We start from the raw sequence: 22,664 nt of genomic DNA on the forward strand, positions 1-22,664 counted from the left end.
GTTGGCGTAACCTCTCCTAAACTCTCCCAATGACTCGCCTCCTGCTCGCCACCCTCCTGATCCTCGCCGCCTGTGGACGCCCCCTGTCCACAAACGAAAAAGCCTTTGCAGATCAACTCTTTGGCGGCACCGCCGACACCAAAATCGCCCGGTTCCACAATGGCGCGGTCATCGGCAAGGTCACCTATAAACGCCAAAAACGCCCCCGCCTCGCCTGTCGCGAGCGGATCTGGCCCGAACCGAAAGAAGAAATCGTCACCGTCGGCCCCGCCGCCGTTGCCATCCACAACAAGGTGTTCTTCTCCAAGCCCTTCTTCTCAAAGGATTATCTGGAGTCCTACCCCAAAGCGATGAACCTCTTCGCCGCCATGCTCTTTGCCCATGAAATGACCCACGTCTGGCAATGGCAAAACCGCGCCAAAACCGGCTATTCCCCGATCAAAGCCGCCAATGAGCACAAGTTCGGAGAAGACCCCTATCTCTATGATATTTCTACGAAAACATCGTTCTACGACTATGGTTACGAGCAACAGGCCAGCATTGTCGAGGAATACGTCTGCTGCGCCACGCTCGACCCCGAAGCCCCCCGCACCGCCCGCCTCCGCGCCCTGCTAAAAGGCGCGTTTCCCATCGCCAAACTGCGCCTCCCCAAGGAGGTCTACATCCCGTGGGAGGGCGTCAAAATCGCCGGAATTTGTCGGTAGTTACAAGAGCTTGGCAACCTCAGCCATGAAATGCTCACCGCGTTTCTCAAAGCTGTCATACTGGTCAAACGACGCCGCCGCAGGGGCCAGCAAAACCACCTCTCCCGCCTCGGCCTCCGCCGCCGCCTTCGCCACAGCCGCCTCCATAGTCCCGCAAACCTCGGCCTCAACCCCTTGAAGTTGCAGCGCAAAATTCGCAGCCTCGCGCCCGATGACATAGGCCTTCACGACCGAGCCGGTTGCCTCCAACAGCCCGCCAAGCCCGCCTTCCTTTTCCAACCCGCCGCAAATCCAGCGGATTTTACCAAATGCTTTCAAGGCCTTGGCCGCCGAATCCACGTTGGTCGCCTTGCTGTCGTTGACAAACCGTACACCAGCCCGCTCTCCCACCACTTGCGAGCGGTGCGGCAACCCGCCAAAGCTTTGAAATCCTTGCTCAATATCCCGCGGACCCAAGCCCAGCGTCCGGCACACCGCATAGGCGGCACAGGCGTTCTGATGGTTGTGCGCCCCCGGCAGCCCCGCCACCGCGCGCAGATCAATCGACGCCACCTGCCGCCCCTTGCGCCACTCCGCCAAAAATCCTTTCTTGGCAAAGACATACCACCCCGGCCCGGCCAGTTTCCGCTCGACCGAAACCGCGATCACCCGGTCATCGGCGGCCCCTTCGGCCATCTGATTGGCAAGGTAACGCCCCTCGTCCTCATCCACCCCGATCACACAGCGATCTGGCCCGCCTTCGGAAAACAGCCGCCGCTTGGCCGCGAAATAGCCGCCCATACCGCCGTGCCGGTCCAGATGATCGGGCGAAAGGTTTGTAAAAACAGCAACATCCGGCGTTAACGCCCGCGCAAGGTCGGTCTGGTAAGACGACAGTTCCAGCACCACGATCCCGCCGTCTCCCGGCGGATCAATGTCCAGAACGCCACGGCCGATGTTTCCGGCCAACTGCGCCTCTTTCCCTGCGTTTTCAAGCAGATGATGGATCAAAGCCGATGTGGTTGATTTGCCGTTCGATCCCGTCACCGCAACCACCCGCGGCATCACGTCATACCCGTTCCACCCCGCCCCGCCGAGCGAGCGGAAAAACAGGCCGATGTCGTTGTCCACCGGCACTCCGGCGTCCCATGCGGCCATCACAACCCGGTTCGCTTGCGGGTAAAGATGCGGGATACCGGGGCTCACGATGAGCGCGGAAACCCCCTCGAACGCGCCCGCCTTCATCAGGTCAACGCATTGAAATCCTTCGGCTTCCGCCACGGCGCGCGCCTGTGCATTGTCGTCCCAACAGAGCGCCTCTGCGCCGCCCTCTCGCAGCGCCCGCGCCGCCGACAGGCCCGACCGCCCCAGTCCCAGAATGGCAACCGTCCGGCCCTCAAATCCACGCGCAACAATCATTGCATTCTCCCCAGGGCGACGCCCGCAAACGCGGGCAACCGGCTCACCGAACCTTCAAAGTTGCCAGCCCGATCATGGCCAGAATAAGCGAGATAATCCAAAAGCGGATCACAATCTGCGGCTCGGCCCAGCCCTTCTTTTCATAGTGGTGATGGATCGGAGCCATCAAAAACACGCGCTTGCCCGTGCGCTTGAAATACAGCACCTGAATGATCACGCTCATCGCTTCCAGCACGAACAAACCGCCGACAATCGCCAGCACGATCTCGTGCTTGGTGGCCACCGCAATCGCGCCCAGAGCACCCCCAAGCGCAAGCGATCCGGTGTCGCCCATAAACACCGCCGCCGGCGGCGCATTGTACCAAAGAAAGCCGAGCCCCCCGCCAAACAACCCGGCGGTAAAGATCAAAATCTCGCCCGTCCCGGCCACGTAATGCACATCAAGGTATTCGGTGAAATCGACCCGCCCGACCGCATAGGAAATTACCCCCAGCGTGCCTGCGGCGATCATCACCGGCATAATCGCCAAGCCGTCCAGCCCGTCGGTCAGGTTCACAGCATTCGCCGCGCCAACGATCACGATGATCCCGAACGGTATGAACAACACCCCGAGGTTCACTAACGTATCCTTGAACACCGGCAACGCCAGACGATATTGCAACGCCTCCGGGTGGTATTGCGCGGCCCAATAGGCGGCGATGCCGGATATGATAAGTCCAAGCAATAACCGTATCTTACCGGAAACGCCGGCGGTGTTCTGCTTGCTCACCTTGGCATAATCATCGGCAAATCCGATCGCGGCAAAGCTCATCGTCACGAACAGAACCAGCCAGACAAACGGGTTGTCCAGCCGCGCCCAAAGCAGGGTCGAGGTCAGCAAAGCGCCAACAATCAACAACCCGCCCATCGTTGGCGTGCCAGCCTTTTCGAAATGGCTCTCCGGTCCGTCATCGCGGATCGGTTGCCCCTTGCCCTGACGGCGGCGCAGCACGTTGATCAACGGTTGGCCAAAGATGAACCCGAAAAGCAGAGCCGTCATGAACGCCCCGCCGGCCCGGAAGGTGATATAGCGAAACAGGTTAAAGATATCGCCGCCATCCGAAAGCAAGGTCAACCAATACAGCATCTACTCGTCCTTTTGTTCTTTTGGCGCCGGATGACCCATTTTGCGGATCGCGTCAACAACTAGGCTCACCTTCGACCCCTTTGACCCTTTGACCAGCACGATATCCCCCGGATGCACCAAGCGACGCACAAGGGCGACCATCTCGGGCGCGGTCTCAACCCATTCACCGCGTTTTTGCGGGTCCAGCACCTCATAAAGATGCTGCATGCGTGGGCCAACCAAATGCAGCTTGTGAATGTCCTTGATCCACTCAAGCGCGGCCAGAGCGGCGTGATCCGCCATCTCGCTCGCGCCCAGCTCAAGCATATCGCCCAGAATGGCGATCCTGCGGCCCCGGCGCTCATCCCCCGGCGTCGCGGCGGCCAGAACTTCCAGCGAAACAGCCATCGACGTCGGATTGGCGTTGAACGCATCGTCAATCAGCGCCAGCTCCGCCTCGGTCTGATCGTCGAGCACCACACGCTCGCGGCTGCCCCGTCCGGCGGGCGGCTGCCAATCGGCAATACCCACCGCCGCCAGCCCAAGGTCCGCGCCCAAAGCCGTTGCGGCCGCCAAGGCGCCAAGGCCATTCATCGCAAAATGCCGCCCCGGCGAGGACAGTTTGAACAACAGCGCCTCCCCGGCGGCGTCGGCCTCGCAAATTGTCGTCTCATCCGCAAGCGTCACGCGTTTGAGGGCGAAATCCCCCTTCCCCGCGCGCGGTCCCGTCCCAAACAGAACCGGTCGCGCGCCCATCTCATGCGCCTTGTCCTGCAAAATCGCCGTGGTTTCGATGTCTGCGTTGATCACCGCCACGCCGCCGGGTTCAAGCCCCTCAAAAATCGCCGCCTTCTCGTGGGCGATGCCTTCGATGCTCTCGAACGCCTCCATATGCGCCGGGGCCACTGTCGTGACCATCGCCACATGCGGGCGCGCCAGCCGTGTCAGCGGTGCAATCTCTCCGGGGTTGCTCATGCCGATCTCGATCACGGCATACTCCGTGTCCTGTGGCATACGCGCCAACGTCAAAGGCACGCCCCAATGGTTGTTATAGCTGGCCTCGGCCGCGTGGGTTTTGCCCTGCCGCCCCAATAGGATACGCAGCATTTCCTTGGTTGAGGTCTTGCCCACCGATCCGGTCACCGCCACCACTTTGGCCTGCGTGCGCTCACGCGCCGCGCGCGCCAAAGCCTCCAGCGCCGGCAGCACATCGTCAACGATCAACAGGGGCGCATCGTCGCTCACGCCCTCGGGCACGCGCGACACCATCGCCGCGCCCGCGCCCGCCGCCAGGGCTTGCGCGACAAACTCATGCCCGTCGCGCAGGTCTTTCAGCGCTACAAACAAATCGCCCGGCTGAATGGTGCGCGTATCAATCGACACGCCCGTCACGGCCCATTTGCCAATACCGCGCCCGCCGGTTGCGGCCTCGGCCTCGGCTTGGGTCCACAGGCTCATGCCAGCCCCCTTCCAATGCCGCCACCGCCACGCTGGCCTGTTCGGCATCGTCAAACGGCAGCACATCATCGCCGACAATCTGCCCGCTTTCATGCCCTTTCCCGGCAATCAACAGCGCATCACCCGGCCCAAGCAAATCCACCCCGCGCAGGATCGCCTCGGCGCGATCGCCCACGTTGTTCGCCTCGGGACAACCCTCCATAACGGCGGCCCGGATCGCGGCCGGCCCTCGCTCCTCGGGTTGTCATCGGTCACAATCACCACGTCGGCATTCTCTGCCGCTGCCTTGCCCATCAAGGGCCGTTTGCTCGCATCCCGATCACCACCCGCACCAACAATGGCAATGATCCGCCCCGCCACATGCGGGCGCATCGCCTTGAGCGCGGTCGCCACCGCATCCGGCGTATGCGCATAATCCACAAACACCGCCGCGCCATTGTTGCGCTTTGCGGCCAACTGCATCCGCCCTCGCACACCGCTCAGACGTCCGAGCGTTTTGAACACCTCGTCAGCAGGCTCTCCCGCGCCAATGACAAGCCCCGCCGCGAGCAAAACATTCTCGGCCTGAAACCCGCCGATCAACGGCAACTCTGCGCGATACCCTACCGACTGATAGGTGAAAAACACCTCTTGCCCGGTGGCCGTGAACCGCTGCGCCGTCAGGTGGATATCCGCGCCTTCGGTCCGCCCCACAGCGATCACCTCTTGCCCGCGCCCGGCAGCAATTGCCGCCATATCCGGCCCGCGCGGATCGTCGATGTTTATCACCGCCACGCCATCCTCTGGCAATACACGCGAGAACAACCCCGCCTTGGCCTCGAAATAGGCGTCGAAATCCTCGTGATAGTCCAGATGATCCTGCGTGAAATTGGTAAACCCGGCGGCTTGCAAAAGCACACCGTCCATACGCTTCTGCGCCAGCCCGTGCGAAGAGGCCTCCATCGCCGCATGTGTCACATGCGCATCGAACGCCGCCGCCAGAATTCGGTGCAGCGTAATCGGCTCCGGCGTTGTGTGGGCAAGAGGCGCACTCCACGCCCCCTCAACCCCGGTCGTGCCAATGTTCACCGCATCCAGATCCAGATCCAGCTCGGTCCAGATCATGCGCGCGAAACTTGCCACCGATGTCTTGCCGTTGGTGCCGGTCACGGCAACCATCGTCTGCGGCTGATGCTTGAACCACAGCGCGGCGGTATAGGCCAAAACCTGCCGTGGGTCCTCGCTGATCACCAATGCGGCGTCACTTGCGTCCAACACATCCTTGGCGATCCGCATGCCCGCCACATCCGTCAGGACCGCACCCGCCCCCATCCGCAGCGCATATTGGATAAACTCCGCCCCATGCACCCGCGTGCCGGGCAGCGCGGCAAACAAAAACCCCTCTTTCACCTCGCGGCTGTCCACCGCCAGACCTGTGATTTTTGTTTCGCGTCCCTGAAGGGCGGTCAGGCCCAAATCCGAAAGCGTCGTCCCCTGCCCAACCATTTGCTCATGCCCTTTGCGGCTAAAAGCGTTGCAGGAGAAACTTGCGACGCATGTTTATCCCCGAAACGCCCACAACATTGATATCGCTTACAGCGTTTCGGGCCCCCTGTATCAAGGTCAAAACCGAAACGCTTTAATTCGATGTGAGCGTTATACCAGCCAATTGTCCCGGCTCAACCTGTGGTCTGAGCCCAAGAAGCGGCGCAACGCGGTTGATCATTTCCGCCGCCACCGGCACAGCCGTCCACCCCGCCGTGCGCCGGGTTTCGCCCAACACATAGGTCTCCGGCTCGTCCAGCGTCACGATCAGCACGTATTTCGGATCATGCGCCGGGAAAACGGCGGCAAAGGTCGCGATCAACTTGTTTTTGTAATAGCCGCCACGCGGCTTGGGCTTGTCCGCCGATCCGGTCTTGCCGCCCACGGCATATCCCGGCACTTCGCCAAAGCTCGCCGTGCCTTCGGTCACCACCCGGCGCAACATATCAAGCGAGGCCGCCGAGACCTGCTTGCTCATCACCCGTGGCCCGTATTGCGGGCCGCTCTGTTTAAGCAACGTTGGCTTGACCCGCGTGCCGCCATTGGCCACCGCGGCATAGGCAGCAGCCAGATGCATCGGGCTCACCGAAATGCCGTGACCATAAGAGATCGTCATCGTCGAAATCTCGGACCAATTCGGCGGCAACAGCGGGGTCGACCCTTTGGCCTCGACAATCTCCACCGGCGTGCGCTCCATCAGACCCAGCTTGGTCAGAAACTCTTTCTGGCGCTTCGCCCCGATCATCTGGGCCAGCCGTGCGGTGCCGATGTTCGAGCTTTTCACGATGATCTTCGCAACCGACAACTCTTTGCCATAGTTATGAAAATCGCAGATCCTGTGGCGGCCCCATTTCAACGGGCCGCGAATGTCGATCATTGTCGACGGGTTCACAAGGCCCAGCTCCATCGCCTGCGCCGTGGTGAAAATCTTGAAGGTCGAGCCCAGCTCGTACACCCCTTGCACCGCGCGGTTGAACAGCGGGCTGTCGTCCGGCGCGCCTTCGGTTGGCGGGCGCGGGCGGGCGTTGGGGTCGAAATCCGGCAGGCTCACAACCGAGATCACCTCGCCGGTGTGGACATCCATCAAAACCGCCGCCGCGCCCTTGGCATTCATCAAGCGCATGCCGCCATAAAGCACCCGCTCGGCCGCGGCCTGCACCGTCACATCCAGCGAAAGCTGTAGCGGCTTGCCGTCCTTGGCCGGGTCGCGCAAATAGTCGTCAAACACCTTCTCGACGCCCGCAACCCCGATCACCTCGGCGGCATCCACGCCTTCCTTGCCAAACGACGCGCCACCCATCACATGCGCGGCCAGCTTGCCATTCGGGTAAAGCCGCATCTCGCGCGGCCCAAACAACAGCCCCGGATCGCCGATGTCATGCACCGCCTGCTTCTGCTCCGGGCTGATCTTCTTCTTGATCCAGACGAATTTGCGCTTGCCAGTGAAGTCCTTGATCAGCCGTTTTTCATCAAGATCGGGGAAAATCTTGACCAAATCCTTGGCTACCTGCTTCGGCTCGATCATCTGCTTGGGGTGGGCATACAAGCTGTGCGTTTCGAAATTGGTGGCCAGAATGCGCCCCTTGCGGTCCACAATATCGGCCCGCTGCGTGACAATCGCGGCGCCGCCGGCGCGGGCGCGCGGCTCTGCCGGCTCCGAACTCGCCATAAGCCCCATGCGGGCGCCGATCACCACATAAGCACAGAGAAACACCACCCCCAGCACCAACAAACGCCCCTCGGCGCGTTGCCGGGCGCGGTCGCGCATGTCCTCGTGCCGGGCGCGGGTGTTCTCGCGCTCGATTATATCGGGGTTTTCGCCCTTGGCGCGGGCATCCAAAATTCGCGCCAGCGGGCGCAGCGGCGTGCGGATCATTGGTCGCCTCCATCGCTGGACACTTCAACCGACTTGTCAATTTTCAACGCTTGATCAACGGGATAGGACACTTGATCAATCCGCCCGAACTGCTCCGGTGCCAGCGGCAACAGCTGCAAGCGCCCGAAGTTGAGATCGGCCAATTCGCGCAGCCGCTCTGGCCGGTTCAAATACGCCCACTCGGCCCGCAGAACGCCCAGACGTCCGCGCTTCAACCCGATCTCACGTTGCAAGGTTTCGGTTTCGTTCAACGCTTCCTGCGTGCGGTAATTCTCGTGATAGGCCCAAAAGGCCAGCCCGATGACCGATAACGCGGTCAATACATACAAAAGGCTTTTCATCGCCCCTTACTCCCCAATTGCGGCATGCCAATTGCCTTGCGATCCACCGGTTCGGGCGCGGCGTCTGTCCGTGTCCCCACCCTCAGCTTCGCGCTCCGGCTACGCGGATTTTCGGCCAATTCCTGATCATCGGGGCCAATGGCCTTGCGCGATGTCACTTCGAACTGCGCCGTGCGGGTGATTTCGGGCGCATAGCGGCTGCCCCCGCCGCCCCCGACCTTCTGCGCGAAAAAGCGTTTCACCATCCGGTCTTCGATCGAATGGAATGTCACCACGGCCAGCTTCCCTCCGGGTTTCAGCGCCCTCTCGGCGGCCTCCAGCCCGGCGACCAGCTCGCCATATTCGTCATTCACCGCAATGCGGATCGCCTGAAAACTCCGCGTCGCTGGATGGCTCTGCCCCGGTTTCGGCCGCGGCAGGGATTTCTCAATGATCTCAGTCAGCTGCAGCGTCGTCTCGATCCGCGCCTCGTCCCGCGCCCGCACGATATTGCGCGCAATCCGGCGGCTCGCCCGCTCTTCCCCGTAATGATAGAGTATATCCGCCAACGCGCCCTCTTCAGCCTCGTTGACAATATCCGCGGCACTCGGCCCGTCTTGGCTCATCCGCATATCCAGCGGCCCGTCGCTCATAAACGAAAACCCGCGCCCCGCCTGATCGAGCTGCATCGAGCTTACCCCAAGATCAAGCACGACCCCGTCCAGCCCCTGCGCCACCTCGTCCAGCTTGGAAAACACCCCCTGAACCAGCTCAAGCCGCGCACCATATGCGCCGGCCCAGCCCTCAGCCATCTTGAAAACATCCGGGTCGCGGTCCACGCCGATCACCTTATCGGCCCCCGCCTCCAACAGCCCCCGCGCATAGCCACCTGCCCCGAACGTCCCGTCCAGCCAGACACCCGTCACCGGGGCCACCGCCTTCAAAAGCGGGCGCAGCAGAACAGGGATATGAGGAGCTTCGGTCTTGGGCGCATTGGCAGCCGCCGCCATCACGCATCCCCTCCCGGTGCTTTGCGCGCCTTATCAAGGAAGATCAGCGGGTCATAATCCTCGGGCAGCTCATCCAGCCACGCCTCGGTTTTCGCCAACTCGTCCTCTTCATAGGTCTCCGGCTTCCAGATCTGGAACGTATCGCCCGCCGCAATGAAAAACGCCTCTTTCTCAAGGTCGATCTTCTGGCGCAGCTTCGCAGGCAGCACCAGCCGCCCGGTCTCGTCCACACTTGTCGGAAAACTCTGGCCGTGAAACAGCCGTTGCAACATTCGCCGCTCCATCGAGCCGCGCGGCAAGTCCTCGATCTGGTCATCGACCTCGTCGATCGCCTGCATCGTATAACATTCAAGGTAATTGCGGCGGTGATCGCCGTAAACGATCACAAGGTTCGGGTTCAGCCCCTCGGTCCAATCCGGGTCGCCCGCTTCAAGCACACGGCGAAAAGAGGCCGGGATAGACACCCTGCCCTTCGCATCCACCTTATGGTGGCTTTCGCCTCTGAACCTGCGGGTCACTGTCCCTGGCCCTCTTTCAAATTCTGGGGCCCGGCGTCCCGATGCCCGTTAAAGAAAACGGCGGATTGATCTGCTGCCACTGATCAATCCGCCGCCCTCGTCCCGCTTTGCGGGGGTGTCCAGCTGCGCGCGCCACCTGGGGGGATGTCTGCTCGCCCGCGCGCCGGATCTCTATGTCGATGAAAGCGGATGCCTGTATGAAACCTGACTTAGGAGTTTTTTAGTTCGGGGTCTTTGTAGCGCCCCTTTCCCGTCCTCATCGTGGTTACAGGGATGCCATGGGAATTCATGGTAATCAATACTTTTTTACGGGAATTCGCTACATCATCTTGTTTCAGCCCCCTTGCAAAACAACATATAGTGGCGTTTTTCCGCAAAATTTCGCATCACCTAGCGGAAATTGACCATATCAAACACTATATCTAGTGGCGCAAAGCCCGCCCCAAAATGTCCCATAATTTCCCGAAAAAAAATGGCGCCGGACCGTCAAAATCGACAATCCGACGCCAAATCACCTGCAAAGACCCGGCGAATCAACCCCGGAAACCCTGCAAAATCAGCTTTTGATTCGAAATTCAGCCGCGAACAGCGCGATCCATCCCATAAATTCCCGCGCCACGCCTCTTTTCATCGCTCCGGCCCATGATTTCCCGGTCACACCCGCAGTTTCACCCATTAAACGGCGCGTGATGCCACCTTACACCACGCCCGCCCCGATCAGCCCCTGTGCCAACTTGCCATAGGCTTCGGCCATCGCGCCCTCGCCCGCGGCCACGGGACGGCCCTCATCGCCGCCCACCCGCGTTTGCAGATCAATCGGCAATTGCGCCAAAAGCGGCACGCCAAGCGATCTGGCTTCATCCGCTACACCGCCATGTCCGAACAGATGTGCCTCGTCTCCGCACTTTGGACAGATGTAAAAGCTCATGTTCTCGACCAGCCCGATGATCGGCACCTCCAGCTTGTTCAGCATGTCGATCCCTTTTCGCGCATCAATCAGCGCAACATCCTGCGGCGTGCTCACCATGATCGCGCCATCCACATGCGCCTTTTGCGCGAGGCTCAGCAACACGTCCCCCGTTCCCGGCGGCAGATCAACGATCAGAACGTCCAGCTCGCCCCACACCACATCGCTCAGGAATTGCTCCAGCGTCCCGATCAACATCGGCCCCCGCCAGACAACCGCCTGCCCCTCTTCCAACATCAACCCGATCGACATCATCTTAAGGCCATGCACCTCGGGCGGGATAATCTTCTTATCGGCGCTTTGCGTGGGCCGGTCATACATACCTGTCATGCGCGGCTGGCTCGGACCATATATATCGGCGTCCAACAGCCCCACCCGTTTGCCCTGCCGCGCCAGCGCTACGGCAAGGTTCAATGACACGGTCGATTTCCCGACCCCGCCCTTGCCCGAACCGACCGCGATGATCCTCCTTATATTAGGCAGCTCGATTTTCGCCCGTGCCCCGGTCGGGTGCCGCCCCAGCTTCAGGTCCGGCGCCGCAGGTTTCGCCGCCGGCTTTTCCGCCGGCCCATGCGCGGTCAGAACCACGCTCACCTCCGTCACCCCCGGCAATTGCCGGATCAGCCCCTCGGCGGCATCCCGAATGGCCCCCATACGCTGTGCGGCGTCCGGGTTCGGCGCTTCAATAACGAATCGCACGCCCCCGTTTTCCACCGAAAGCGCCTTCACCATGCCGCTCGAGGCCAGATTCTTGCCATCGGGCAGTTGCAGACGGCCGAGTTCGGCAAGGATAGTTTCACGGGTTATTTTCATTGGAATTCACCTTCCGGGTGTTGCTCTTTTCGAACCTGTGGGTTTTTGGGCGGAGTTCAAGCGTAAATGCTTATTTCCAAGGCATCTTAAGAAAATACCAGGGTTAACACGTTGTTTTCATGCGATCTTTACCTAGGGTCACGTATGCATATGCTGCATGGCAGCATTGATTATATGAGGGGTTTTTGCAGGTGCAGCATTCACCTATCTTCAATTCAACGACGAAACGAACACGAAACAACAAACCGAAACCGAGGATCAACACAATGGCATTCGCAGACACAGCCAAAAGCTCCCGCGTCGCACATGGCGTGGCCTCCTTCGCCCCGCAGCTCGCTGCTCTGGCTGAGCGTTTCGGCAAATGGCGGCTTTACCACCGCACGATTAGCGAGCTGTCCGACATCTCGCCACGTGATCTTGCCGAACTCGGCCTGTCGCGGTCCAACCTGCGCGCCGCCGCTTACGAAGCGGTCTACGGCACGCGCTAAAGAATTCAAGGATCAGGCACTCCTCTCCTCCTCCCTGGAGTGTCTGTAAGTTAGGCGGCGGAGCCACTCCTCCTCCCGGTTCCGCCGCCGAACATAACTAGATTGCGCCGGGGTCACTCCTCCTCCCGACCTCGCTGCAAAATGAGACGGCGGTACCCTCTCCTCCTCCCTGGGTGCCGCCGTTTTCTTTTCTTAAACCTCTGCCGCACGGTCGGTTAAGGTTTTCCCTCCCCCACAAATTGCGCGCCGACCGACAGCCGGGAGTCAGCCGGATGTCAGCCGGGAGTCACCCCCCTTTTCCGGCACGCTTGGCGCCGTTAACCCGTCTTAGCAAAACCTTAAAATGGGATGTCGTTGGCGCCGGAAACAAACTTGGCAATCACCTTCTTGGTGCCTGCCTTCTCGAACGCGATTTCCAGCTTGTCACCCTCGATCCCGATGATCGCGCCATAGCCGAATTTCTGGTGGAACACCCGCTCACCCACTGTGTGGCTGGACACAGCATCAAGGTCGATGACCTGATTTCTTCTTTCTTTTGGCTGACTTACGGGCCGATCACTGATCCGTCCCTGCATCCTGCGCCACCCAGGAGAGTTATAGACATTGGCCTCGGCCACGCGGCTCTCAATGCCGCCCGCCCGCGGTGCCGCCGCGCCATAGCCACCACCATAAAGCCCCGGCGGAGTCAGCACCTCGACATGCGCCTCGGGCAGCTCATCAATGAATCGCGACGGCATTTGCGACTGCCACTGGCCATAAACCTGCCGGTTGCCCGCAAACGAGATGGTGCACAGTTCCTCGGCCCGTGTAATCCCCACATAGGCCAAGCGCCGTTCTTCCTCTAAGCCCTTGATTCCGCTCTCATCCATCGACCGTTGCGAGGGGAACAACCCGTCCTCCCAACCCGGTAAAAACACCGCCGGAAATTCCAGCCCCTTGGCCGCGTGCAGCGTCATAATCGACACTTTCGCTTCCTCGCCGTCGCTTTCATTATCCATGATCAGACTGACATGCTCCAAAAAACCTCCAAGGTTTTCAAAGCCTTCCAAGGCCTTCACCAGTTCCTTGAGGTTTTCCAGCCGCCCCGGCGCTTCCGGCGTCTTGTCGTTCTGCCACATCCCGGTATAGCCGCTTTCATCGAGGATAATCTCGGCCAACTCAACATGGCTCAAATCCCCGGCGCCCGCCATCCGCGCCCAGCGGTCCAACCCCTCGACCAGCCGCGTCAGCTCAACCGCGCCTTTCCCGCCCAACCCTTTGGTTTCAAGCAGGATTTTCGCGCCCTCAATCAACGACACACCGTTCGACCGCGCCGCCATCTGGATCTTCTTCTGGGCCACATCACCCAGCCCTCGCTTGGGCGTATTCACGATCCGCTCAAAGGCAAGATCATCCTCCGGGCTCACCACCAGCCGGAAGTAGGCCATCGCATCGCGGATCTCCATCCGCTCATAAAACCGTGGCCCGCCGATCACCCGATAGGGCAAACCGATGGTCAAAAACCGATCCTCAAACGCCCGCATCTGATGCGAGGCCCGCACCAGAATTGCCAGATCATCCAATGACATAGGCTGCATGCCGCGGGTCCCGCCCTGCATCGCTTCGATCTCGTCCCCGACCCAGCGCGCCTCTTCTTCACCGTCCCAATGACCGATAAGGCGAACCTTCTCGCCGTCCTCGGCCTCGGTCCAAAGCTCCTTGCCAAGCCGGTTTTCATTGCCCCGGATCACCCCGGCAGCCGCTGCAAGAATATGCGGGGTCGAGCGGTAATTCTGTTCCAGCCGCACCACCTTCGCGCCCGGAAAATCCTTTTCAAACCGCAGGATATTGCCCACCTCGGCGCCCCGCCAGCCATAGATCGACTGATCGTCATCGCCAACGCAGCAAATGTTCTTATGCCCGCCCGCCAACAGACGCAGCCACAAATATTGCGCCACGTTCGTGTCCTGATATTCGTCCACCAGAACGTATTTGAACCACCGCTGATACTGGGCCAAAACGTCGTCGTGCTTCTGGAAAATCGTCACCATGTGCAGCAGCAAATCACCGAAATCCACCGCATTCAGCTCGCGCAGACGCACCTGATATTGCTCATAAATTTCCGTGCCGCGATGGTCATACGCCCCGGCCTCGCTCGCCGGAACGCTCTGCGGCGTCCACGCCCGGTTTTTCCAGTTGTCGATGATCCCCGCCAACATCCGCGCGGGCCAGCGTTTGTCGTCGATATTCGCCGCCGCCACCAACTGTTTCAACAGGCGCAGTTGGTCATCCGTGTCCAGAATGGTGAAATTCGATTTCAACCCGACCAGCTCGGCGTGACGACGCAACAGCTTCACACAGACCGAGTGGAACGTGCCAAGCCACGGCATCCCCTCCACGTCACGCTCCAACATGCGCGCAACGCGCTGTTTCATCTCGCGTGCGGCCTTGTTGGTAAAGGTCACAGCCAAGATTTCGTTGGTCTGCGCCCGCCCGGTGTTCAGCAGATGCACGATCCGCGTGGTCAAGGCCTTGGTCTTGCCCGTTCCCGCCCCGGCCAGCATCAAAACAGGCCCGTCCAGCGCCTCAACCGCGTCGCGCTGAGCCGGGTTCAACCCTTCAAGATAAGGCGTAGGCCGCGCTGCCATCGCCCGCGCGGCAAGAGAGGCCCCTTCAAAGGCGTCGGATTCGTCAAAACTGCTCATGAGCGGCAACTTAACCGCAGAACGTTACGAGATAAAGAGATGTTCTTGCCTTGTTCTGCGCCTTTTCGGTGGACAACCGCACGCCCTGCCGCCTCAATAACCGTCATGGACCTACACGCAAAATTTCCCGGCATCGCCGATCTCAAAACCCGCGCCCGTCGCCGTATCCCGCATTTCGCGTTCGAATACCTCGACAGCGGCACCGGCAACGAAGCCACACTGCATCGCAATCGCGACATGCTCGATCAGGTGCGTTTCATGCCCCAAATCCTGCGCGGCCCGATGACACCCGATCTGAGCGTTAAGCTTTTTGATACCAGTTTGCCGCTACCCTTCGGCATCGCTCCGGTTGGAATGTCCGGTTTGATCTGGCCAAATGCGGAATATCTGCTGGCCAAGGCGGCGGCGCGTTTGGGGATACCCTATTCGCTTTCTACCGTTGCGGCGCAGACGCCCGAACATGTGGCGCCTGTTTTGGGAGAGCAAAGCTGGTTTCAGCTCTACCCACCCAAAGACCCGGATATCCTGCGCGATATCCTGACCCGCGCCAAAAACGCCGGGTTCAAAGCGGTCGCACTGACTGTTGATGTCCCCGTCGCCTCGCGACGCGAACGTCAAACCCGCTCGGGCCTCACCCATCCGCCGCGCACCACGCCACGCATCCTGTGGCAAGTCGCACGCCGCCCCGCTTGGGCCATGGCGATGCGCCCGCATGGCATGCCGCGTCTGCGCACGATTGAAACCTATATGGACAATCGTGGCTCCCTGCCGCCGACCGAACATATCGGCTACCTGCTGCGCACCTCCCCCGATCTCGACTATGTCCGCCGGGTCCGCGAGATCTGGGATGGACCGCTAATGCTCAAAGGCGTGATGAACCCCGAAGAGGCCCAAGGCCTTGAAAAAGAAGGAGTTGACGGTATCTGGCTGTCCAACCACGCCGGGCGGCAGTTCGATGGCGCGCCCAGCACGATTGAGGTTCTGCCCGCCATGCGCGCCGCCACCAAACTGCCGATCATTTTCGACAGCGGCGTCGAAGGCGGCCTCGACATCCTGCGCGCGCTGGCGCTTGGGGCCGATTTCGTGATGCTGGGCCGTGCCTGGCACTATGCCCTCGCCGCCCTCGGCGCGGACGGGCCGGATCACCTCGCTGACATGCTCCAGCGCGATATCGAAGCCAACTTGGGTCAAATCGGCATCGAACGCTTTGCCGATCTGCCAAGCAGGCTAGAGGCGTTGCCCCCGACCTTCGCCCGCTAAACCGCCACTAGCGCACCGTTAGAAAAGACAATTCAAACCCAAAACCCCGGCTCAGCGCAATAAAATAACCCAGATACGTGACTGCACAGAAATTGTTACCAATTCTTTGCAATGCCTTGCCCCAGCCCTTGCGCTGCACTGCGGCAACACGCTAGCAATTTGTGCAAGTTGCACTGAATTGAACCACACCGGGGACACCTGCCAATGCCAGAGTTCGAGAAAATCCTGATTGCCAACCGTGGCGAAATCGCCATCCGCGTGATGCGCGCTGCCAATGAAATGGGCAAACGCACGGTTGCCGTCTTTGCCGAGGAGGACAAGCTCTCCCTACACCGGTTCAAAGCGGATGAGGCCTATCGGATCGGCGCAGGCATGGGGCCGGTCGCGGCGTATCTCAGCATTGAAGAGATCATCCGCGTCGCCCGTGAATGCGGCGCCGATGCCATCCACCCCGGCTATGGCCTCCTGTCGGAAAACCCCGATTTTGTTGATGCATGCGACGCCGCTGGCATCACCTTTATCGGCCCCAAGGCCGAAACCATGCGCGCCCTTGGGGACAAGGCCAGCGCCCGGCGTGTCGCCATCGAAGCCGGCGTTCCCGTGATCCCCGCCACCGAAGTTCTGGGCGATGACATGGCCGCGATCAAAGCCGAAGCGGGCGAAGTCGGCTATCCGCTCATGCTCAAGGCAAGCTGGGGCGGCGGCGGTCGCGGCATGCGCCCGATCCTGTCCGAGGACGAGGTCGAGGAAAAGGTTCTCGAAGGCCGCCGCGAGGCCGAAGCTGCTTTTGGCAACGGCGAAGGCTACCTTGAGAAAATGATCATCCGCGCCCGCCATGTCGAGGTCCAGATCCTCGGCGACAAACACGGCGGCATGTATCACCTGTTTGAGCGCGACTGCTCGGTCCAACGCCGCAACCAAAAGGTGGTCGAGCGCGCCCCTGCGCCCTATCTCACCGACGCGCAGCGGTCCGAGATTTGCGATCTGGGCTACAAGATTTGCAAACACGTCAATTATGAATGCGCCGGCACCGTTGAATTCCTTATGGATATGGATACGAGCCAGTTCTACTTCATCGAAGTGAACCCCCGTGTTCAGGTCGAACACACCGTGACCGAAGAGGTCACTGGCATCGACATCGTGCGCTCGCAAATCCTTATCGCAGAAGGGAAAACCATCGCCGAGGCAACCGGCAAAACTTCGCAGGATCAGATCACGCTCAACGGCCACGCCCTGCAATGCCGGGTCACAACCGAAGATCCGCAAAACAACTTCATCCCCGATTATGGCCGCATCACCGCCTATCGCTCGGCCACGGGCATGGGCATCCGGCTCGACGGTGGCACCGCCTATGCTGGCGGCGTTATCACGCGCTACTATGACAGCCTGCTGACCAAGATCACGGCCAAGGCGCCGACCCCGGAGATGGCCATCGCCCGGATGGACCGCGCCCTGCGCGAATTCCGCATCCGCGGCGTGTCGACCAACATCGCCTTTGTCGAGAACCTGTTGAAACACCCCACCTTCCTCGACAACAGCTACACGACCAAATTCATCGACGACACGCCCGATCTGTTTCAGTTCTCCAAGCGCCTCGACCGCGGCACCAAGGTTCTGACCTATATCGCGGACATCAGCGTTAACGGTCACCCCGAAACCCAAGGCCGCGCCGAGCCGCCTGCCGATCTCAAGCCGCCGCGCCCGCCGCAGGTGACCAAGGGCCACGCGCCCTATGGCACCAAGACCCTGCTCGAAGAGAAGGGCGCGCAAGCCGTCGCCGACTGGATGAAAGCGCAAAAGCAGCTTCTTATCACCGACACCACCATGCGCGACGGGCACCAATCGCTGCTTGCCACGCGGATGCGCTCGATTGACATGATCAAGGTCGCCCCCGCCTATGCTGCCAACCTGTCACAACTTTTCTCGGTCGAATGCTGGGGCGGGGCCACCTTTGATGTGGCCTATCGCTTCTTGCAGGAATGCCCGTGGCAACGCCTGCGCGACCTGCGCGCCGCCATGCCCAACGTGCTGACCCAAATGCTGCTGCGCGCCTCAAACGGCGTCGGTTACACCAATTACCCCGACAACGTGGTGCAGGAATTCGTCCGTCAGGCCGCCGAGACCGGCATCGACGTGTTCCGCGTGTTCGACAGCCTGAATTGGGTTGAAAACATGCGCGTCGCGATGGATGCCGTGGTCGAAAGCGGCAAGATCTGCGAAGGCACGATCTGTTATACCGGCGATGTCCTGAACCCGGATCGCGCGAAATACGATCTGAAATACTATGTCGGCATGGCCAAAGAGCTTGAAGCCGCCGGCGCGCATGTGCTGGGGCTCAAGGATATGGCGGGTCTGATGAAACCCTCCGCCGCCCGTGTGTTGATCAAGGCACTCAAGGAAGAGGTCGCCCTGCCCATCCACTTCCACACCCATGACACCTCCGGCATCGCCGGGGCCACGATCCTTGCTGCGGCCGACGCCGGTGTTGATGCTGTCGATGCCGCGATGGACGCCTTCTCCGGCGGCACCAGTCAGGCCTGCCTCGGCTCCATCGTCGAAGCCCTCGCCCATACCGATCGCGAAACCGGTCTCGACATCGCTGCCATCCGCGAGGTGTCCAACTATTGGGAGCAGGTGCGCGCCCAATATGTCGCGTTCGAATCCGGCCTTCAGGCCCCCGCGTCCGAGGTTTACCTGCATGAAATGCCCGGCGGACAGTTCACCAACCTCAAAGCCCAGGCCCGAAGCCTCGGCCTCGAAGAACGCTGGCACGAAGTGGCACAGACTTATGCCGACGTGAACCAGATGTTCGGTGACATTGTCAAAGTCACACCGTCTTCCAAAGTGGTTGGCGATATGGCCCTGATGATGGTCAGCCAGAACCTCACCCGCGCCGAGGTTGAAAACCCCGAAACCGATGTCGCCTTCCCCGACAGCGTGATCGACATGATGCGCGGCAACCTTGGCCAACCTCCCGGCGGTTTCCCCGACACGATCGTCAACAAGGCGCTCAAAGGCGAAGCTCCCAATACCGAGCGTCCCGGCAAACACCTCCCCGCTGTCGATATCGAAGCCACCCGCGCCGAACTTTCGAGCGAACTCAACGGTTTCGCTGTCGATAACGAAGACCTCAACGGCTACCTTATGTATCCCAAGGTGTTCCTTGATTACATGGGCCGTCACCGCCTCTATGGCCCGGTGCGCAGCCTGCCCACGCGCACCTTCTTTTACGGCATGGAACCCGGCGAGGAGATCGCGGCCGAGATTGACCCCGGCAAGACCCTCGAAATCCGCTGTCAGGCGATTGGCGAAACCGGCGAAGACGGTGAGGTCAAAGTGTTCTTTGAGCTCAACGGTCAGCCCCGCGTGATCCGCGTGCCCAACCGCCTTGTGAAATCGCAAACTGCCCAGCGCCCCAAAGCCGAAGACGGCAACCTTTGCCACATCGGCGCGCCGATGCCCGGCGTGGTGGCCTCGGTCGGTGTCAGCGTCGGCCAGAGCGTGCATGAAGGCGATCTTTTGCTCACCATCGAAGCGATGAAGATGGAAACCGGCATCCACGCTGAACGCGACGCGGTGGTCAAAGCGGTCCACGCCCAGCCCGGCGGTCAGATCGACGCCAAAGACCTGCTGGTCGAGTTTGAAGAGCCCGAAGACAGCAAAGATTGAGCCGTCAAACCGCATTAAATCGCCCCTTTGGGAAAAACTTTCCGAAAGGGGCGATTTTTCTCTTGCGGCTCCGGGCCAGATTTCATATCTCCGCCTCACCCAAGGATGCGGGCGTAGCTCAGGGGTAGAGCATAACCTTGCCAAGGTTAGGGTCGGGCGTTCGAATCGCCTCGCCCGCTCCAATGGGACTTACCGGAAATTGAAATATCTTACCCCTCCGGGGGCCCGCGACACGCGCGCGGCCTGTCCGGCTTGGTGGCGCAAACCGTCTGTGCGACAGCTCGGGCTTGGCTTTTCCCCGTATTGGTTATTTCTGTATTGGTTACCTCTGACGTGCTGGCCAAACGGCCAAGCGCGCGCCTAAAACGCGTTGAACGTCAGAGTGGTCAGCGAGCGTTCGATGCCCGGAATATCAAGCAACCTGTCACTGATAAACTTGCCCACATCCTCATCTCCGGGGATATAAAGCTTCATGATCAGGTCATATTCGCCGCTGGTCGAAAACAGCTCGGAATGCAGCTCTCGCAGCACGATCTGCTCGGCCACCTTATAGGTCGTTCCCGGTTTGCAGCGCAGTTGAATGAAAACACAGGTGGTCATGGCCCGCCTCTTGGTTACCTTGCGGCCAAGCTGTCACGAAGCCTCACCATGTTCAAGCCAGAGTTCAAGCCAGACCTGCGCAGGCTGGACGTGATCAAACCAAATATGTTCAGGCCAAACAAGCTCAAGCCAGATACGCTCAGTCCGCCCCCCGCCAATCCGGCGTCACTCATCGCGCGACGCGACACTTGCGACCTCGGTGGTGATCTTGCGCGCCTTTGACAGCCCGGTCACATCATCCAAAACCATCTGGTTCAACGCGCACCATGTCGCATAGTTCGCCCAGCCCGCGTGCCCCTTGATCGCCGTATCAAGCGCGCGCGCGTTCCAGAACGGGCTGGTCCCCGGTGACACGCTCAACGCGCCGTTGTTGCCTTGCAGGTTCATCCCCTGCCGCCATTGGATCCGTGCCTTGTTCAGCGGTCCGCCGATGTTGGGCTCACTCACTTTGCGCGACCCGTCGCCAAGGTAACTTGTGTCCCAATTCGCCACCGTCCCCCCTTGGGTCCATGTCTCGCGCGTTTCGCGCAACCACCCATCCGCAGGCTGACACCACGACGCCTCCGGGTTGGCTGCATTGCGATAGCGTGACAAATACCGCGCCCGTTTGCCCACCGCCCCTTCCAGCACAGCCACCTCATGCGACGTGCCCTCTGCCGGGCCGCGCAATTCCAGCTGCGAGGCATAATCCGGGGTGTAATGCCCAATCGCCACGATCCGCTCACGCGTCTGCTTCCCTTCGACCTTTTTGGCGAATGGGAAAATCTGACCCGTCGCCGTATCGTGTTTCACTTCGCGGTCCTTGGCCTTCAACGTCCCCCAATTCGCCGCCGATGTGAGCGAGACATAAATCGGGCGCTGATCCAGCGGGTACAACCGATACCACTCGGCCAGCGCCTGCCGTTCGCTCGGCGAACAGGCTTGCGCCGCATCCCCCTCGCGCGCCCAACAGGTCAGCCGGTTGTTGCCGCTCAACTCCGCCTTCGCCCGTTCTGCCCGCTGAATACCCGCCCATGCTGTTGCTTCTGCTGCCGGGTTCAACAGCACGACCAGATCCCCCACAAGCGGCGTCATCTTGCGTCCGGGCACATGCGCGTTGATCTTGGCAACCGCCGGCCCGCGCAGCGCCTCAGACAGCATATTGCCGCCCATGGAATGCCCGAAAATTAGGAACTTATCCGCCCTCGCATCCCCTTGCCTCAAGCGCAATTCGCCCTGCAGCTCCCCTAGAACCATCTGCAATGGCGATTTGAAATTCTTCGACACCGCACCGGCGCAATTGCGCCGCCCGCCACCCAACCGGCATGACACATCCCAACGGTTCCAAAAGGTCAGCCCCGGCGCGATACTTTCCAACCCGGTTGGCGCGCCCGCGTCCGGATTTATATCCGACGGCCCCTCTTTCACCCGCTGCCCGTTCCAGCCGATGAACACCCCCGTCACTGCCGCGTTGCAATAGGTGCCATCCGCCACACAGCGCGTGTTTAACGCCGCCCGCGAATAGGCCAGCATCCGGCGAAACTTGCGAATATCTCCGTCACGCAGCTCGGCGTTGTGGCGCCAACCATGAACATAGGCGACCACGTAATTCTGCACCCCCGCCTTGTCCAAGCGGTCCAAATACCCCTTTACCGCCTTTAACTGCCACGGCAGATCAAGACTGCCATCATCCGCCAGCTCAACAAACGCGAGGTCATATTCGTCGCTGCGCTGCAATGGCCGCGCATTCACATCCGCCAGAGCGGCCCAGTTCTCATCCGGCAAGGGCAAATCCCCCACCGTCACCACGACCGGCTCGCCCGGCGCTGCCCCGGCCCCAGCCGCGGCCTGTGCTTCAGCCCGCGCCGTCGCAATCGCCTGCGCCAGTTCCGCACGCGCCTTGCGCGCCTCTACCGCGCCCGGCAGCAGGTGCTTTTGCAACGCACAGCGGCGTTTTTCGGGGTTGCCGATCTCTTGATTGCCCGCCTGCAAATTATGCGGCTCAGCGCACAGAGGCTCGCTCAAAAGCGTCACCCGAAATGGCCCCTTGGCCGTGGCGCATGCGGTCAATCCGGCAACCAAACACACAGCCGCCCCGAAACGGAGAAGGGAAAATGGCATCTCAAATCACCCTTTTCTTGCGTAATGGCAAAACCCTACACCCGAATCGAAGCGATGCAAAATGTCACGCCACCACAGAAAATCATGGCACAGGCTGCGGCACCGCTTTTAACCTGCGGGCGTGCACCCTATAACGCCCGGCATCACACACCACCGCACGGAACACCCAA

General features: G+C 60.7%; 15 protein-coding genes, 1 tRNA gene and 1 pseudogene. 5 read left to right on the forward strand and 12 right to left on the reverse strand.

Annotated features, from left to right (window positions below; all coding sequences use genetic code 11):
• Positions 1 to 29 precede the first annotated feature (29 nt).
• The gene (locus N4R57_13295; GenBank protein ID UYV36013.1) at positions 30 to 704 is read left to right on the forward strand and encodes a hypothetical protein; all 675 of its coding nucleotides are present in this window, start codon (positions 30 to 32) and stop codon (positions 702 to 704) included.
• Here N4R57_13295 and murD read toward each other — a convergent pair whose 3' ends face one another.
• From murD to N4R57_13340, 9 genes and pseudogenes are all read right to left on the reverse strand, one after another.
• The gene (gene murD / locus N4R57_13300) at positions 705 to 2,102 is read right to left on the reverse strand and encodes a UDP-N-acetylmuramoyl-L-alanine--D-glutamate ligase (GenBank protein ID UYV36014.1); all 1,398 of its coding nucleotides are present in this window, start codon (positions 2,100 to 2,102) and stop codon (positions 705 to 707) included.
• 43 nt (positions 2,103 to 2,145) lie between these two features.
• Positions 2,146 to 3,228: a phospho-N-acetylmuramoyl-pentapeptide-transferase gene (mraY, locus tag N4R57_13305; GenBank protein ID UYV36015.1), complete on the reverse strand. Its 1,083-nt coding sequence runs from the start codon at positions 3,226 to 3,228 to the stop codon at positions 2,146 to 2,148.
• The gene (murF, locus tag N4R57_13310; GenBank protein UYV36016.1) at positions 3,229 to 4,665 is read right to left on the reverse strand and encodes a UDP-N-acetylmuramoyl-tripeptide--D-alanyl-D-alanine ligase; all 1,437 of its coding nucleotides are present in this window, start codon (positions 4,663 to 4,665) and stop codon (positions 3,229 to 3,231) included.
• A gap of 7 nt (positions 4,666 to 4,672) precedes the next feature.
• Positions 4,673 to 6,150, reverse strand: a pseudogene (locus tag N4R57_13315) (UDP-N-acetylmuramoyl-L-alanyl-D-glutamate--2,6-diaminopimelate ligase).
• A 133-nt stretch (positions 6,151 to 6,283) separates the two neighbouring features.
• Complete coding sequence (locus tag N4R57_13320) at positions 6,284 to 8,065, reverse strand: penicillin-binding protein 2 (GenBank protein UYV36017.1); 1,782 nt, start codon at positions 8,063 to 8,065, stop codon at positions 6,284 to 6,286.
• Positions 8,062 to 8,406, reverse strand: a complete 345-nt coding sequence (locus N4R57_13325) for a cell division protein FtsL (GenBank protein ID UYV36018.1) — start codon at positions 8,404 to 8,406, stop codon at positions 8,062 to 8,064. The genes N4R57_13320 and N4R57_13325 overlap by 4 nt, the downstream gene beginning before the upstream one ends.
• Positions 8,403 to 9,395, reverse strand: a complete 993-nt coding sequence (gene rsmH, locus N4R57_13330; GenBank protein ID UYV36019.1) for a 16S rRNA (cytosine(1402)-N(4))-methyltransferase RsmH — start codon at positions 9,393 to 9,395, stop codon at positions 8,403 to 8,405. The genes N4R57_13325 and rsmH overlap by 4 nt, the downstream gene beginning before the upstream one ends.
• Complete coding sequence (gene mraZ, locus N4R57_13335; GenBank protein ID UYV36020.1) at positions 9,395 to 9,913, reverse strand: division/cell wall cluster transcriptional repressor MraZ; 519 nt, start codon at positions 9,911 to 9,913, stop codon at positions 9,395 to 9,397. The genes rsmH and mraZ overlap by 1 nt, the downstream gene beginning before the upstream one ends.
• Positions 9,914 to 10,610: 697 nt before the next feature.
• The gene (locus N4R57_13340; GenBank protein ID UYV36021.1) at positions 10,611 to 11,693 is read right to left on the reverse strand and encodes an Mrp/NBP35 family ATP-binding protein; all 1,083 of its coding nucleotides are present in this window, start codon (positions 11,691 to 11,693) and stop codon (positions 10,611 to 10,613) included.
• A 266-nt stretch (positions 11,694 to 11,959) separates the two neighbouring features.
• Between N4R57_13340 and N4R57_13345 the strand changes: the two genes are divergently transcribed.
• Positions 11,960 to 12,181 carry a DUF1127 domain-containing protein gene (locus N4R57_13345; GenBank protein ID UYV36022.1) on the forward strand — a complete coding sequence of 74 codons (222 nt, stop codon included), beginning with the start codon at positions 11,960 to 11,962 and terminating at the stop codon, positions 12,179 to 12,181.
• 338 nt (positions 12,182 to 12,519) lie between these two features.
• Here N4R57_13345 and N4R57_13350 read toward each other — a convergent pair whose 3' ends face one another.
• Positions 12,520 to 14,865: a UvrD-helicase domain-containing protein gene (locus tag N4R57_13350; GenBank protein ID UYV36023.1), complete on the reverse strand. Its 2,346-nt coding sequence runs from the start codon at positions 14,863 to 14,865 to the stop codon at positions 12,520 to 12,522.
• Between the two features lie 105 nt (positions 14,866 to 14,970).
• Here N4R57_13350 and N4R57_13355 point away from each other — a divergent pair, with 105 nt between their 5' ends.
• The 3 genes from N4R57_13355 (at position 14,971) to N4R57_13365 (ending at position 19,976) form a co-directional block, all read left to right on the forward strand.
• Entirely contained in the window at positions 14,971 to 16,125 is a 1,155-nt protein-coding gene (locus tag N4R57_13355; GenBank protein ID UYV36024.1) for an alpha-hydroxy-acid oxidizing protein, read from the forward strand.
• 204 nt (positions 16,126 to 16,329) lie between these two features.
• The gene (locus N4R57_13360) at positions 16,330 to 19,794 is read left to right on the forward strand and encodes a pyruvate carboxylase (GenBank protein UYV36025.1); all 3,465 of its coding nucleotides are present in this window, start codon (positions 16,330 to 16,332) and stop codon (positions 19,792 to 19,794) included.
• A 107-nt stretch (positions 19,795 to 19,901) separates the two neighbouring features.
• Positions 19,902 to 19,976, forward strand: a tRNA-Gly gene (locus N4R57_13365).
• Positions 19,977 to 20,154: 178 nt separating this feature from the next.
• Here the strand turns inward: N4R57_13365 and N4R57_13370 are convergent.
• Together N4R57_13370 and N4R57_13375 are read right to left on the reverse strand one after the other, a co-directional pair.
• Complete coding sequence (locus tag N4R57_13370; protein ID UYV36026.1) at positions 20,155 to 20,394, reverse strand: Lrp/AsnC family transcriptional regulator; 240 nt, start codon at positions 20,392 to 20,394, stop codon at positions 20,155 to 20,157.
• Between the two features lie 165 nt (positions 20,395 to 20,559).
• Complete coding sequence (locus tag N4R57_13375; GenBank protein ID UYV36027.1) at positions 20,560 to 22,494, reverse strand: hypothetical protein; 1,935 nt, start codon at positions 22,492 to 22,494, stop codon at positions 20,560 to 20,562.
• Positions 22,495 to 22,664 lie beyond the last annotated feature (170 nt).

It is taken from the genome of Rhodobacteraceae bacterium D3-12 (assembly GCA_025916135.1).
GTDB lineage: Bacteria > Pseudomonadota > Alphaproteobacteria > Rhodobacterales > Rhodobacteraceae > JAKGBX01.